The organism is Escherichia sp. MR (genome assembly GCF_005280595.1).
Taxonomy (GTDB): domain Bacteria; phylum Pseudomonadota; class Gammaproteobacteria; order Enterobacterales; family Enterobacteriaceae; genus Escherichia; species Escherichia ruysiae.
On sequence record NZ_SZVK01000075.1, the window covers coordinates 1 to 12,023 of the forward strand.

Here is a 12,023-nt window from a genome sequence, read left to right on the forward strand (position 1 = left end):
CAGCTCACTGTCGCGAGGTGGCGTATATTACGCTTTCCTCTTTCAGAGTCAACCCTGAATTTCAGGATTTTTCTCTTTAACCGAACCGGCTGTTTGTGTGAAGTGATTCACATCCGCCGTGTCGATGGAGGCGCATTATAGGGAGTCGTTTCAGGAAGACAAGCGGAAAAATGCATTTTTATTTCAACCGCTCATCTTTTAATCATTACGCCGGTTTTTGCTGCTTTTTTATCGCTTGCGGCAGGTCTGCCAGGCTATTTAACACCCAATCCGCCGCGTTTTCTGCTTCAGGCGTAATAGGTTTACCCGTACGCACCAGCACTTTTGTTCCGACGTTCGCCGCAGCCGCTGCCTGCATATCTTCTAATTTATCGCCCACCATATAAGAAGCGGCCATATCAATATGCAAATAATCGCGTGCCGACAACAGCATCCCTGGATGTGGTTTACGGCAATCGCAGACCTGGCGAAACTCTTCAACACTACCCTGCGGATGATGCGGGCAATAATAGATGCCATCCAGATCGACATCGCGGTCCGCCAGCGACCAGTCCATCCACTCGGTCAGAGTTTCAAACTGTGCTTCAGTAAATTTACCGCGAGCAATGCCAGACTGGTTGGTTACTACCACCAGCGCAAAGCCCATTTTTTTTAGCTCGCGCATGGCGTCAATAACACCATCGATAAATTCAAAGTTGTCGATCTCATGGACATAGCCGTGATCGACATTAATGGTGCCATCACGGTCAAGAAAAATTGCGGGTACGCTCTTCGCCACCTTTTATAGCTCCTTAATAAGGCATGTGACGCTAGTATCGCATGTTTCGACCAGCAAGAAAGTGCTCTTCGCATAAACCTGATTGATTTAGACGTCTGGATGCCTTAACATCCATTTCATTGACGGCGTTGCCCGTTCCAGGCATTCGAAATGCCACGACTAACTTAATGACGATAATAAATAATCAATGATAAAACTTTCGAATATCACCAAAGTGTTCCACCAGGGCACCCGCACCATCCAGGCGTTGAACAACGTCAGCCTGCATGTGCCAGCTGGACAAATTTATGGCGTTATCGGTGCCTCAGGCGCGGGTAAGAGTACGCTTATACGTTGTGTAAACCTGCTGGAGCGCCCAACCGAGGGTAGCGTGCTGGTCGATGGCCAGGAACTGACCACGCTGTCAGAATCCGAGTTGACCAAAGCTCGTCGCCAGATTGGTATGATTTTCCAGCATTTTAACCTGCTCTCTTCGCGTACTGTTTTTGGCAACGTGGCTCTGCCGCTGGAGCTGGACAACACACCGAAAGACGAGATCAAACGTCGCGTGACGGAATTGCTGTCATTGGTTGGTCTTGGCGATAAGCATGATAGCTACCCGTCGAATCTTTCCGGTGGGCAGAAACAACGTGTGGCGATTGCCCGTGCATTAGCCAGCAATCCCAAAGTATTGCTGTGCGATGAAGCCACCAGCGCGCTGGACCCGGCAACCACGCGTTCTATTCTCGAACTACTAAAAGACATCAACCGCCGTCTGGGTTTGACGATTCTTTTGATCACCCACGAAATGGACGTTGTGAAGCGCATTTGTGATTGTGTGGCAGTCATCAGCAATGGCGAACTGATCGAGCAAGACACGGTAAGCGAAGTGTTCTCGCATCCGAAAACGCCGCTGGCGCAGAAGTTTATTCAGTCAACCCTGCATCTGGATATCCCGGAAGATTATCAGGAACGTCTGCAAGCGGAGCCATTTACTGACTGTGTGCCGATGCTGCGCCTGGAGTTTACCGGCCAGTCGGTCGATGCCCCGCTGCTTTCTGAAACCGCGCGTCGTTTCAACGTCAACAACAACATTATTAGCGCGCAGATGGATTACGCCGGTGGCGTTAAGTTCGGCATTATGCTGACCGAAATGCACGGCACACAACAAGATACGCAAGCCGCTATTGCCTGGCTGCAAGAACACCATGTAAAAGTAGAGGTACTGGGTTATGTCTGAGCCGATGATGTGGCTGCTGGTTCGTGGCGTATGGGAAACGCTGGCAATGACCTTCGTATCCGGTTTTTTTGGCTTTGTGATTGGTCTGCCGGTTGGCGTTCTGCTTTATGTCACGCGTCCGGGGCAAATTATTGCTAACGCGAAGCTGTATCGTACCGTTTCTGCGATTGTGAACATTTTCCGTTCCATCCCGTTCATTATCTTGCTGGTATGGATGATTCCGTTTACCCGCGTTATTGTCGGTACATCGATTGGTTTGCAGGCAGCGATTGTTCCGTTAACCGTTGGTGCAGCACCGTTTATTGCCCGTATGGTCGAGAACGCTCTGCTGGAGATCCCAACTGGGTTAATTGAAGCTTCCCGCGCAATGGGTGCCACGCCGATGCAGATCGTCCGTAAGGTGCTGTTACCGGAAGCGCTGCCGGGTCTGGTGAATGCAGCAACTATCACCCTGATTACCCTGGTCGGTTATTCCGCGATGGGTGGTGCAGTCGGTGCCGGTGGTTTAGGTCAGATTGGCTATCAGTATGGCTACATCGGCTATAACGCGACGGTGATGAATACGGTACTGGTATTGCTGGTCATTCTGGTTTATTTAATTCAGTTCGCAGGCGACCGCATCGTCCGGGCTGTCACTCGCAAGTAACGTTCAACACAACATAAATAATTGAAGAAGGAATAAGGTATGGCGTTCAAATTCAAAACCTTTGCGGCAGTGGGAGCCCTGATCGGATCACTGGCACTGGTAGGCTGCGGTCAGGATGAAAAAGATCCAAACCACATTAAAGTCGGCGTGATTGTTGGTGCCGAACAGCAGGTTGCAGAAGTCGCGCAGAAAGTTGCGAAAGACAAATATGGCCTGGACGTTGAGCTGGTAACCTTCAACGACTATGTTCTGCCAAACGAAGCATTGAGCAAAGGCGATATCGACGCCAACGCCTTCCAGCATAAACCGTACCTTGATCAGCAACTGAAAGATCGTGGCTACAAACTGGTCGCAGTAGGCAACACTTTTGTTTATCCGATTGCTGGTTACTCCAAGAAAATAAAATCACTGGATGAACTGCAGGATGGTTCGCAGGTTGCCGTGCCAAACGATCCAACTAACCTTGGTCGTTCACTGCTGCTGCTGCAAAAAGTGGGCTTGATCAAACTGAAAGATGGCGTTGGCCTGCTGCCGACCGTTCTTGATGTTGTTGAGAACCCCAAAAATCTGAAAATTGTTGAACTGGAAGCACCGCAACTGCCGCGTTCTCTGGACGACGCGCAAATCGCTCTGGCAGTTATCAATACCACCTATGCCAGCCAGATTGGCCTGACTCCGGCGAAAGACGGTATCTTTGTCGAAGATAAAGAGTCCCCGTACGTAAACCTGATCGTAACGCGTGAAGATAACAAAGACGCCGAGAACGTGAAGAAATTCGTCCAGGCTTATCAGTCTGACGAAGTTTACGAAGCAGCAAACAAAGTGTTTAACGGCGGCGCTGTTAAAGGCTGGTAATTTTTAGGCTGTTTCCACAATTTGTAATATCATTCAGGACGGGCGCTTGCCCGTCTTGTCATTTTTACAAGCTCCTGATTCAATATTGACGTTTTGATCATACATTGAGGAAATACTATGCGTGCTTTACCGATCTGTTTAGTAGCACTCATGCTAAGCGGCTGTTCCATGTTAAGCAGATCCCCTGTCGAACCCGTTCAAAGCACTGCACCCCAGCCGAAAGCGGAGCCTGCAAAACCGAAAGCACCGCGCGCCACGCCGGTCCGAATTTATACTAATGCAGAAGAATTAGTCGGCAAACCGTTCCGCGATCTCGGTGAAGTCAGTGGCGACTCTTGCCAGGCCTCTAATCAGGACTCTCCACCGAGCATTCCAACCGCGCGTAAGCGGATGCAAATCAACGCCTCTAAAATGAAAGCCAATGCTGTTTTACTGCATAGCTGTGAAGTCACCAGCGGTACGCCAGGCTGCTACCGTCAGGCTGTATGTATCGGTTCTGCGCTTAACATTACGGCGAAATGAGCAGTTTCCAGTTCGAGCAAATAGGCGTTATTCGATCGCCCTATAAAGAAAAATTCGCCGTTCCGCGCCAGCCAGGTCTGGTAAAAAGCGTCAACGGCGAACTGCATCTCATTGCTCCCTACAACCAGGTCGACGCCGTGCGCGGCCTGGAAGCATTCAGCCATTTATGGATCCTTTTCGTCTTTCATCAAACGATGGAAGGCGGCTGGCGTCCGACTGTACGCCCTCCGCGCCTCGGCGGTAACGCCAGAATGGGCGTTTTCGCCACACGCTCTACTTTCCGCCCTAACCCAATTGGTATGTCGCTGGTAGAGCTGAAAGAGGTTGTTTGCCATAAAGACAGCGTGATTCTGAAGCTCGGTAGCCTGGATCTGGTTGATGGTACGCCAGTGGTGGATATCAAACCGTATCTCCCCTTTGCCGAATCGCTTCCCGATGCCAGTGCCAGCTATGCGCAAAGTGCGCCAACGGCAGAGATGTCTGTGACCTTTACCGCTGATGTTGAAAAGCAACTATTGATGCTGGAGAAGCGTTATCCGCAGTTAACGCTGTTTATCCGCGAAGTACTGGCGCAGGATCCGCGTCCGGCCTATCGTAAAGGTGAGGAAACGGGCAAAACCTATGCCGTCTGGCTGCATGATTTTAATGTTCGCTGGCGCGTCACCGACGCAGGTTTTGAAGTCTTTGCGCTGGAACCGCGTTAAATTCACGCCCTTCTCTTTTGACATTTCTCCTGCACTGGTAAACTAAATCACTTTTTTTGTCCCAGGCTCACCTTGAGCCTGTTCTACCTTCCAACTGGAACCGTAACAACATGCGTACTAGCCAATACCTGCTCTCCACTCTCAAGGAGACACCTGCCGACGCCGAGGTGATCAGCCATCAGCTGATGCTACGCGCCGGGATGATCCGCAAGCTGGCCTCCGGGTTATATACCTGGCTGCCGACCGGCGTGCGCGTTCTGAAAAAAGTCGAAAACATCGTGCGTGAAGAGATGAACAACGCCGGTGCGATCGAGGTGTCGATGCCGGTGGTTCAGCCAGCCGATTTGTGGCAAGAGAGTGGTCGTTGGGAACAGTACGGTCCGGAACTGCTGCGTTTTGTTGACCGTGGCGAGCGTCCGTTCGTACTCGGCCCAACTCATGAAGAAGTTATCACTGACCTGATTCGTAACGAGCTTAGCTCTTACAAACAGCTGCCGCTGAACTTCTATCAGATCCAGACCAAGTTCCGCGACGAAGTGCGTCCGCGTTTCGGCGTCATGCGTTCCCGCGAATTCCTGATGAAAGATGCTTACTCTTTCCACACTTCTCAGGAATCCCTGCAGGAAACCTACGATGCAATGTATGCGGCCTACAGCAAAATCTTCAGCCGCATGGGGCTGGATTTCCGCGCCGTACAGGCCGACACCGGTTCTATCGGCGGCAGCGCCTCTCACGAATTCCAGGTGCTGGCGCAGAGCGGTGAAGACGATGTGGTCTTCTCCGATACCTCTGACTATGCAGCGAACATTGAACTGGCAGAAGCTATCGCGCCGAAAGAACCGCGCGCTGCTGCTACCCAGGAAATGACGCTGGTTGATACGCCTAACGCGAAAACCATCGCTGAACTGGTTGAACAGTTCAATCTGCCGATTGAGAAAACGGTTAAGACTCTGTTGGTTAAAGCGGTTGAAGGCAGTAGCTTCCCGCTGGTTGCGCTGCTGGTGCGTGGTGACCATGAGCTGAACGAAGTTAAAGCAGAAAAACTGCCACAGGTTGCCAGCCCGCTGACTTTCGCGACCGAAGAAGAAATTCGTGCCGTGGTTAAAGCCGGTCCGGGTTCACTGGGTCCGGTAAACATGCCGATTCCGGTGGTGATTGACCGTACCGTTGCGGCGATGAGTGATTTTGCTGCCGGTGCTAACATTGATGGCAAACACTACTTCGGTATCAACTGGGATCGCGATGTTGCTACCCCGGAAGTTGCTGATATTCGTAATGTAGTGGCTGGCGATCCAAGCCCGGATGGTCAGGGTACGCTGCTGATCAAACGTGGTATCGAAGTCGGTCACATCTTCCAGCTGGGTACCAAGTACTCCGAAGCACTGAAAGCCTCCGTACAGGGCGAAGATGGGCGTAACCAAATTCTAACTATGGGTTGCTACGGTATCGGGGTAACACGCGTAGTCGCTGCGGCAATTGAGCAGAACTACGACGAACGCGGCATCGTATGGCCTGACGCTATCGCGCCGTTCCAGGTCGCAATTCTGCCGATGAACATGCACAAATCCTTCCGCGTACAGGAGCTTGCTGAGAAACTGTACAGCGAACTGCGCGCGCAGGGCATCGAAGTGCTGCTGGATGACCGTAAAGAGCGTCCGGGCGTGATGTTTGCTGATATGGAACTGATCGGTATTCCGCACACTATTGTGCTTGGCGACCGTAACCTCGACAACGACGATATCGAATACAAATATCGTCGTAACGGCGAGAAACAGTTAATTAAGACTGGTGACATCGTCGAATATCTGGTGAAACAGATTAAAGGCTGATGCCAGAAAGGGTCCTGAATTTCAGGGCCCTTTTTTACATGGATTGTATAAAATGGATAAACCAAAGGCGTACTGCCGCCTGCTTCTCCCCTGCTTTCTTTTACTTTCGGCCTGTACCGTTGATATCAGCCAGCCAGACTCATCAGCCACAGCGGTAGATGTCGAGGCAAAAACATGGGCAGTCAAATTCCAGCATCAAAGCTCTTTCACCGAACGATCAATAAAAGAAATAACCGAACCTGATCTCAAACCCGGCGATTTGCTGTTCTCCTCAAGCCTTGGGGTAACCTCATTTGGTATCCGCGTCTTCAGCACTTCCTCTGTAAGTCACGTTGCAATCTATTTGGGTGAAAATAACGTTGCAGAAGCGACTGGAGATGGCGTCCAGATTGTTCCCCTTAAAAAAGCCATGAAGCACAGTGATAAGCTTTTCGTCTTACGAGTCCCGGATCTTACCCCGCAACAAGCCACAGAAATCACCGCTTTCGCCAATAAAATCAAAGACAGCGGTTACAACTATCGTGGCATTGTCGAGTTCATTCCGTTTATGGTGACCCGCCAGATGTGCTCACTGAATCCGTTCTCCGAGGATTTTCGCCAACAGTGCGTCAGCGGGCTGGCGAAAGCGCAGTTAAGCAGTGTGGGCGAAGGAGACAAAAAGTCGTGGTTTTGTTCGGAATTTGTCACTGATGCATTTGCCAAAGCTGGGCATCCGCTTACGCTGGCGCAATCGGGCTGGATTAGCCCTGCCGATCTGATGCATATGCGTACTGGCGATGTCTCTGCGTTTAAGCCAGAAACGCAGTTACAGTATGTTGGGCACCTGAAGCCAGGGATTTATATCAAGGCGGGTCGCTTTGTTGGGCTGACTCAGTGATGAAAGCCGGAGAATGCTCCGGCTTTCAATTACTGCCCCAAACTACTGCAATCCTGGTTTGGGTAAAATTTCCCTGCCGTATCGGGCGCTAATACTTTGGTCGGCGCACCGGTATCCGGGTTAGCCTCAAGCGTAAAGTGACCTTCTACAGACAGTAACACGGGTTTTTCACTGTTACCGCGAGCAGCCAGGTAGCCACGTTCCAGCTCTGCGTTATTCGCCACCATGAAACGTTTTCCAGTCGCGCAATCAGTAAAGGTCGCCGCATCAGCCATATAAAAATACATGCCACGCAGAGTCATCGGTGTCATGGGGAGGCTGGACTTTGCAGGTTCCAGCGTGTAGTTGAACTGCGACTCAATTGGATTACCTTCACGATCGAGCATCTCCAGCGCATCCCCTTTCGCCCGATAATATGACTTTTCACCTTTGCTGTCGGTTAATACCAGCTTGTCAGCGGTTCGCGCCCATGTACCGTAGGAAGCGAAGGAGGAAGGTTCTTCACGAGCACCGAGATAACGCTCATTCATCACCCAGGTTCCATCTTTTTCGAGGAACAGAGAGGTTTCGATTCCTTCGCAATCGGCACACGGCAGCACGCCGCGCCAACTTTGCGGCATCGGTTTCAGTTCGGCAGCCTGCGCCGGGGAAAGCGTATCGACTTCGGCCCGATTATTACATCCCATCAGTGTAAAGAGGCTGATTACAGCCATCGCTGTCACAATCGCTTTTTTCACCATCCATTCCTTCTTTTTATTCCCGACCGCTGCGCACTTTGCCACGCATCGCCTTCACGCTTGATTTTTGTGCTTTCGATGCCAACCTGCGCTCTTTCGATGCGCGGGTAGGTCGTGTCGGTCGCCGGGCTTTTTGTTCTGTTGTTAATTCTTTAATCACTGTCACCAGCCGGGCCAGCGCCGCTTCGCGGTTCAGCTCCTGGCTGCGGTATTCCTGTGCCTTAATGACTATCACCCCATCGCTGCTAATCAGATGATGGCTGGCGGCGAGCAGGCGCTCTTTGTAATACTCTGGCAGGCTGGACGCCCGAATGTCAAAACGCAGATGAATAGCCGTTGAGGTCTTATTAACATGCTGCCCGCCCGCGCCCTGCGCACGAATGGCGGTGATCTCAAGCTCACCATCGGGAATAGCAACATGTCGGGAAATCACAATCATGAAGGTTGTTGCCAGGCGGTTAAGTTCACTTCCAGATTATTCTTATCATCCGATAACCAGATCACGCCATCCTGAATTGTTGCCTACAGCGTCATGGTACGATCGGCAAAGGCGCTTACTTTCGCCAGTTGCTCGTCATCCAGATACCAGACGGAAAGATTGGCAAACTGCGCGCATTTGCTCTGATTTTGCTGCCACCAGATTTGCGCCGCCCGACTATTATATGCAAACAGCGCCACTTCTGCGGCCTGGGTGCAGGCTTTCTTAACCCGCCGCTCATCTGGCAGCCCCAGCTCAATCCACAAATCAATGCCTAGGTGATCGTTACGCAGCCACGCTTCCGGCTCATCATCGGCACACAAGCCACGGGTAAATTGCAGACGTTCATCGGCATATTTCAGCCACGCCAGCAGGCGCAGCATCATACGCTCCTGGGTTTCTGAAGGATGGCGCGCCAGCGTCAGAGAGGCATCGAGAAACTGGTTGCGGTCGAGATCGGCCACATTAACCGTCGCTTTATAAATTGTCGCTTTAAGCGCCATAAGAAAACTCCTTTCGAATCAGGAGGCCATTGTAACGGAATACGTGCAGTTGCGGCGCTGATATTACAGAAATGAGTGTGGTATAGTCACCTTGCGAAACAGAGTTTATCTTCGTAGGCTTAGACTTGCATCCACGGTTAAGTCAGAATGCTGACAGGAGGGCATGTGGAAAAATATTGTGAGTTAATACGCAAGCGGTACGCGGAAATCGCCAGCGGAGACTTAGGATACGTTCCGGACGCGCTGGGCTGCGTTTTGAAAGTGCTGAATGAAATGGCTGCCGACGACGCCCTTTCTGAGGCTGTCAGGGAAAAAGCAGCATACGCTGCGGCAAACTTACTGGTGAGCGATTATGTCAATGAATGATACGTATCAACCAATCAATTGTGATGATTACGATAATCTTGAGCTCGCCTGCCAGCATCATTTAATGCTGACACTTGAGATGAAAGATGGCGAAAAATTGCAGGGGAAGGCCAGCGATTTAGTCTCCCGCAAAAATGTGGAGTATCTGGTCGTCGAAGCCGCTGGCGAAACCCGCGAGCTACGTCTGGATAAAATTACCAGCTTTAGCCATCCGGAAATCGGTACGGTGGTGGTGAGCGAGTCCTGATTCACTTTTGCCGGATGCGACGTTTGATACGTCTTATCCGGCTTTCACTTAACTAAGCGTTTCTCTGCCAGACAAAACTTACGCCATTCTCATCTTCTGCCACACCGTCTTGCGTCACAAAAATCCCCGCCGCCGCAATCAGCGTTTCGCCATAAAACAGTAGAGGCGTGGTGTCACGTAGCCACGGCGGCACGCCCAGCTCCTGCCAGATTTTCTTTAGCTTGCGCCCGCCGTTGCGCCCGACAATATGCAGCAATCCTGGCGCTTTAAAACGCACGCTGACCGCTTCGTCTGCACGCGGAGGGCGAATATCTCCACCCGCAATAAGTTGCACACTTCCCAGACTTGCCGGTAATTCCAGCGGCTGTTGCCAAGCCTGCCACGGCACAACCGTTTCGCTTTGTCCGGCAACGGATTTAATCCACCACAATTGCGACTGATAGCGACGTATTTCAAACGCACCAAATCGCAAGCAAGGAGAAGCATCTTCCCGCGCCAGCGCCACTTCTTGCCAGATGCGCACCATCGCATCTCGGGAAGGCATCGGAGCATTCTGCCCTGCCAGCCAGCGGCGGATAATCGCCGCGCGACGGGCGTCGCTCATCGTCATCATTGGCGCAATCTGCAACGTCCCCTGCGGCGTTTGACAGTGCGCTAAATCATCCGCCAGCAGTTCATCTAACAGGCTCTCTTGTTCAGCGCAAAGTGCGGCGCTGCGAGCCGTTGCTTCGGTAAAATGCGGCCAACGCTGCTGCAATAACGGCACCACGCGCAGACGCAGGAAGTTACGATCGTATGAGTCGTCCTGATTACTTTCGTCTTCAATCCAGCGTAAATCATGCTCACGCGCCCACAGCTCCAGTTCTCCCCGCGTGCGAGCGAGCAACGGGCGGATAAGCCGCGTTCCGGCAAAATCGGAGACTTCCCCCATAGCCGAAAGCCCGGCAGGGCCGCTACCGCGTTTTAGCGCCAGCAGAAAGGTTTCACATTGATCGTCAAGATGCTGCGCGGTAACCAGCACTTCGCCAGGCAGAAGTGTACGGGCAAATGCCTGATAACGCGCCTGCCGCGCCTGGGCCTCAATGCCTAGCCCCTCTTGCGCAAGTTGTACGCGCTCGACCACCAGCGGCACCTGCCAATGCTGGCAGATGTTCTCGCAATGCGTAACCCAGGCATCGGCATTGGCACTTAAACCGTGATGCACATGGATAGCGCGTAGAGTGACGCCTGGATTTTCCGCCCGCCACTGCACCAACTGATGCAGCAGAACGGTGGAGTCAAGCCCGCCGCTAAAGGCCACCAGAATCTGGCGTGAGGTAAGAAGTTGTCTATTGAGCGTGAGTGTCATGATGGTGCGATTTTACAGTAGCAATGCCCGGCACGTTACCGGGCAAATGCGGCAATGACAAGCCTTACTGCTCATACAGTTCCAGCGGCAGCACGTCAGGATCGTTAAAGAAGGTGAACCGTTTTTGCGTGTATGGATCGACACGTATGGCTTCACACTTCACGTTATGGCTTTCAAGGTGCGCCACTGCCGCATCGATATCATCAACGCTAAACGCCAGATGCCGCAGGCCGCAGGCTTCCGGTCGGCTGGGGCGCTCCGGCGGGAACGGAAATGAGAAAAGTTCAATCACATATTGCCCGTTAAGCGCCAAATCCCCTTTCCACGAATCGCGCTCTTCACGATAGACTTCGCTTTGCAGCGTGAAGCCGAGAATATCGCAGTAGAAAGCTTTGCTCACCGCATAATCCGTCGCAATAATCGCAATATGGTGAACCTGTTTTAAACCCAACATAGAATCTCCTGCATTGATATGATACGCACGTGCATCGCGATATATTGATAATACGCATAAATTGCAGGAAAGATGAATCAGACATTTACACTGACTTTAAAACAACATCTCAAACGCCTGTAATAGCGGTTGAGATGCGGTTTGGTGAAGCGTTTTACGGGAGATTACTCTGCGCTATTCTTGCTAACACTCTCAGCAATGCGGCGCAAATATTCGTTATTCTTAAACGCTATCATAATTAATTCGAAAGTCATACGACAGCTTATAAGACCAATGACGGTATAAGCTAACCCTAAGAGAAAGTTTCCGCTAAATATGGAGAAGACACCGCCTATCAGTGTCAGCACCATAGCCAGCCAGTAAAAAAACACCAGTACACGCGGCAGGTAATGACTCTAACTTATTGATAGTGTTTTATGTTCAGATAATGCCCGATGACTTTGTCATGCAGCTCCACCGA

General features: G+C 51.5%; 15 protein-coding genes and 1 pseudogene. 9 read left to right on the plus strand and 7 right to left on the minus strand.

Annotation, left to right across the window (positions count from 1 at the left end; translation table 11 throughout):
* Positions 1-205: 205 nt before the first annotated feature.
* Entirely contained in the window at positions 206-778 is a 573-nt protein-coding gene (gmhB, locus tag FC814_RS20925) for a D-glycero-beta-D-manno-heptose 1,7-bisphosphate 7-phosphatase (protein WP_001140174.1), read from the minus strand.
* Between the two features lie 187 nt (positions 779-965).
* Here gmhB and metN point away from each other — a divergent pair, with 187 nt between their 5' ends.
* The 7 genes from metN (at position 966) to FC814_RS20960 (ending at position 7,430) form a co-directional block, all read left to right on the plus strand.
* Entirely contained in the window at positions 966-1,997 is a 1,032-nt protein-coding gene (gene metN, locus FC814_RS20930; protein ID WP_000593994.1) for a methionine ABC transporter ATP-binding protein MetN, read from the plus strand.
* Positions 1,990-2,643 carry a methionine ABC transporter permease MetI gene (locus tag FC814_RS20935; protein ID WP_001294600.1) on the plus strand — a complete coding sequence of 218 codons (654 nt, stop codon included), beginning with the start codon at positions 1,990-1,992 and terminating at the stop codon, positions 2,641-2,643. The genes metN and FC814_RS20935 overlap by 8 nt, the downstream gene beginning before the upstream one ends.
* Before the next feature lie 39 nt (positions 2,644-2,682).
* Positions 2,683-3,498 carry a methionine ABC transporter substrate-binding lipoprotein MetQ gene (gene metQ, locus FC814_RS20940; RefSeq protein WP_000874226.1) on the plus strand — a complete coding sequence of 272 codons (816 nt, stop codon included), beginning with the start codon at positions 2,683-2,685 and terminating at the stop codon, positions 3,496-3,498.
* A 117-nt stretch (positions 3,499-3,615) separates the two neighbouring features.
* Entirely contained in the window at positions 3,616-4,020 is a 405-nt protein-coding gene (gene rcsF / locus FC814_RS20945; protein ID WP_001202329.1) for an Rcs stress response system protein RcsF, read from the plus strand.
* A complete protein-coding gene (tsaA, locus tag FC814_RS20950) occupies positions 4,017-4,724 on the plus strand; it encodes a tRNA (N6-threonylcarbamoyladenosine(37)-N6)-methyltransferase TrmO (RefSeq protein ID WP_137326411.1) in 708 nt (235 codons plus the stop codon). The genes rcsF and tsaA overlap by 4 nt, the downstream gene beginning before the upstream one ends.
* A 110-nt stretch (positions 4,725-4,834) precedes the next feature.
* A complete protein-coding gene (gene proS / locus FC814_RS20955) occupies positions 4,835-6,553 on the plus strand; it encodes a proline--tRNA ligase (protein WP_001260712.1) in 1,719 nt (572 codons plus the stop codon).
* Positions 6,554-6,605: 52 nt separating this feature from the next.
* Positions 6,606-7,430 (plus strand): YaeF family permuted papain-like enzyme, encoded by an 825-nt coding sequence (locus FC814_RS20960; RefSeq protein WP_000360454.1) that lies wholly within the window; start codon positions 6,606-6,608, stop codon positions 7,428-7,430.
* A 29-nt stretch (positions 7,431-7,459) separates the two neighbouring features.
* Here FC814_RS20960 and nlpE read toward each other — a convergent pair whose 3' ends face one another.
* The 3 genes and pseudogenes from nlpE to FC814_RS20975 all read right to left on the minus strand — a co-directional run bounded on the left by nlpE (position 7,460) and on the right by FC814_RS20975 (position 9,148).
* Complete coding sequence (gene nlpE, locus FC814_RS20965; RefSeq protein WP_000239165.1) at positions 7,460-8,170, minus strand: envelope stress response activation lipoprotein NlpE; 711 nt, start codon at positions 8,168-8,170, stop codon at positions 7,460-7,462.
* A 13-nt stretch (positions 8,171-8,183) separates the two neighbouring features.
* Positions 8,184-8,606, minus strand: a complete 423-nt coding sequence (gene arfB / locus FC814_RS20970) for an alternative ribosome rescue aminoacyl-tRNA hydrolase ArfB (RefSeq protein ID WP_000635553.1) — start codon at positions 8,604-8,606, stop codon at positions 8,184-8,186.
* Positions 8,603-9,148 (minus strand): annotated as a pseudogene (locus FC814_RS20975) (YaeQ family protein). The gene arfB and the pseudogene FC814_RS20975 overlap by 4 nt, the downstream one beginning before the upstream one ends.
* Before the next feature lie 165 nt (positions 9,149-9,313).
* On the opposite strand from FC814_RS20975, the gene FC814_RS20980 reads away from it, so the two are divergent.
* Positions 9,314-9,514, plus strand: coding sequence for a YaeP family protein (locus FC814_RS20980; protein ID WP_000417058.1), 201 nt, complete (start codon positions 9,314-9,316; stop codon positions 9,512-9,514).
* The gene (gene rof, locus FC814_RS20985; protein ID WP_000062320.1) at positions 9,501-9,761 is read left to right on the plus strand and encodes a Rho-binding antiterminator; all 261 of its coding nucleotides are present in this window, start codon (positions 9,501-9,503) and stop codon (positions 9,759-9,761) included. Before FC814_RS20980 ends, rof begins: the two co-directional genes overlap by 14 nt.
* Positions 9,762-9,813: 52 nt before the next feature.
* Here rof and tilS read toward each other — a convergent pair whose 3' ends face one another.
* From tilS to FC814_RS23700, 3 genes are all read right to left on the minus strand, one after another.
* Complete coding sequence (gene tilS, locus FC814_RS20990; RefSeq protein ID WP_137326412.1) at positions 9,814-11,109, minus strand: tRNA lysidine(34) synthetase TilS; 1,296 nt, start codon at positions 11,107-11,109, stop codon at positions 9,814-9,816.
* A gap of 64 nt (positions 11,110-11,173) precedes the next feature.
* Positions 11,174-11,563: a VOC family protein gene (locus FC814_RS20995; RefSeq protein WP_137326413.1), complete on the minus strand. Its 390-nt coding sequence runs from the start codon at positions 11,561-11,563 to the stop codon at positions 11,174-11,176.
* A gap of 400 nt (positions 11,564-11,963) precedes the next feature.
* Positions 11,964-12,020, minus strand: coding sequence for an IS1 family transposase (locus tag FC814_RS23700; RefSeq protein ID WP_003032489.1), 57 nt, complete (start codon positions 12,018-12,020; stop codon positions 11,964-11,966).
* Positions 12,021-12,023: the final 3 nt, after the last annotated feature.

Bases quoted from the DNA above. Each gene is read 5' to 3' on its own strand.
- metN (WP_000593994.1), top strand. From the start codon at position 966: ATGATAAAACTTTCGAATATCACCAAAGTGTTCCACCAGGGCACCCGC.
- FC814_RS20935 (WP_001294600.1), top strand. From the start codon at position 1,990: ATGTCTGAGCCGATGATGTGGCTGCTGGTTCGTGGCGTATGGGAAACG.
- metQ (WP_000874226.1), top strand. From the start codon at position 2,683: ATGGCGTTCAAATTCAAAACCTTTGCGGCAGTGGGAGCCCTGATCGGA.
- rcsF (WP_001202329.1), top strand. From the start codon at position 3,616: ATGCGTGCTTTACCGATCTGTTTAGTAGCACTCATGCTAAGCGGCTGT.
- tsaA (WP_137326411.1), top strand. From the start codon at position 4,017: ATGAGCAGTTTCCAGTTCGAGCAAATAGGCGTTATTCGATCGCCCTAT.
- proS (WP_001260712.1), top strand. From the start codon at position 4,835: ATGCGTACTAGCCAATACCTGCTCTCCACTCTCAAGGAGACACCTGCC.
- FC814_RS20960 (WP_000360454.1), top strand. From the start codon at position 6,606: ATGGATAAACCAAAGGCGTACTGCCGCCTGCTTCTCCCCTGCTTTCTT.
- nlpE (WP_000239165.1), bottom strand. From the start codon at position 8,170: ATGGTGAAAAAAGCGATTGTGACAGCGATGGCTGTAATCAGCCTCTTT.
- arfB (WP_000635553.1), bottom strand. From the start codon at position 8,606: ATGATTGTGATTTCCCGACATGTTGCTATTCCCGATGGTGAGCTTGAG.
- rof (WP_000062320.1), top strand. From the start codon at position 9,501: ATGTCAATGAATGATACGTATCAACCAATCAATTGTGATGATTACGAT.
- tilS (WP_137326412.1), bottom strand. From the start codon at position 11,109: ATGACACTCACGCTCAATAGACAACTTCTTACCTCACGCCAGATTCTG.
- FC814_RS20995 (WP_137326413.1), bottom strand. From the start codon at position 11,563: ATGTTGGGTTTAAAACAGGTTCACCATATTGCGATTATTGCGACGGAT.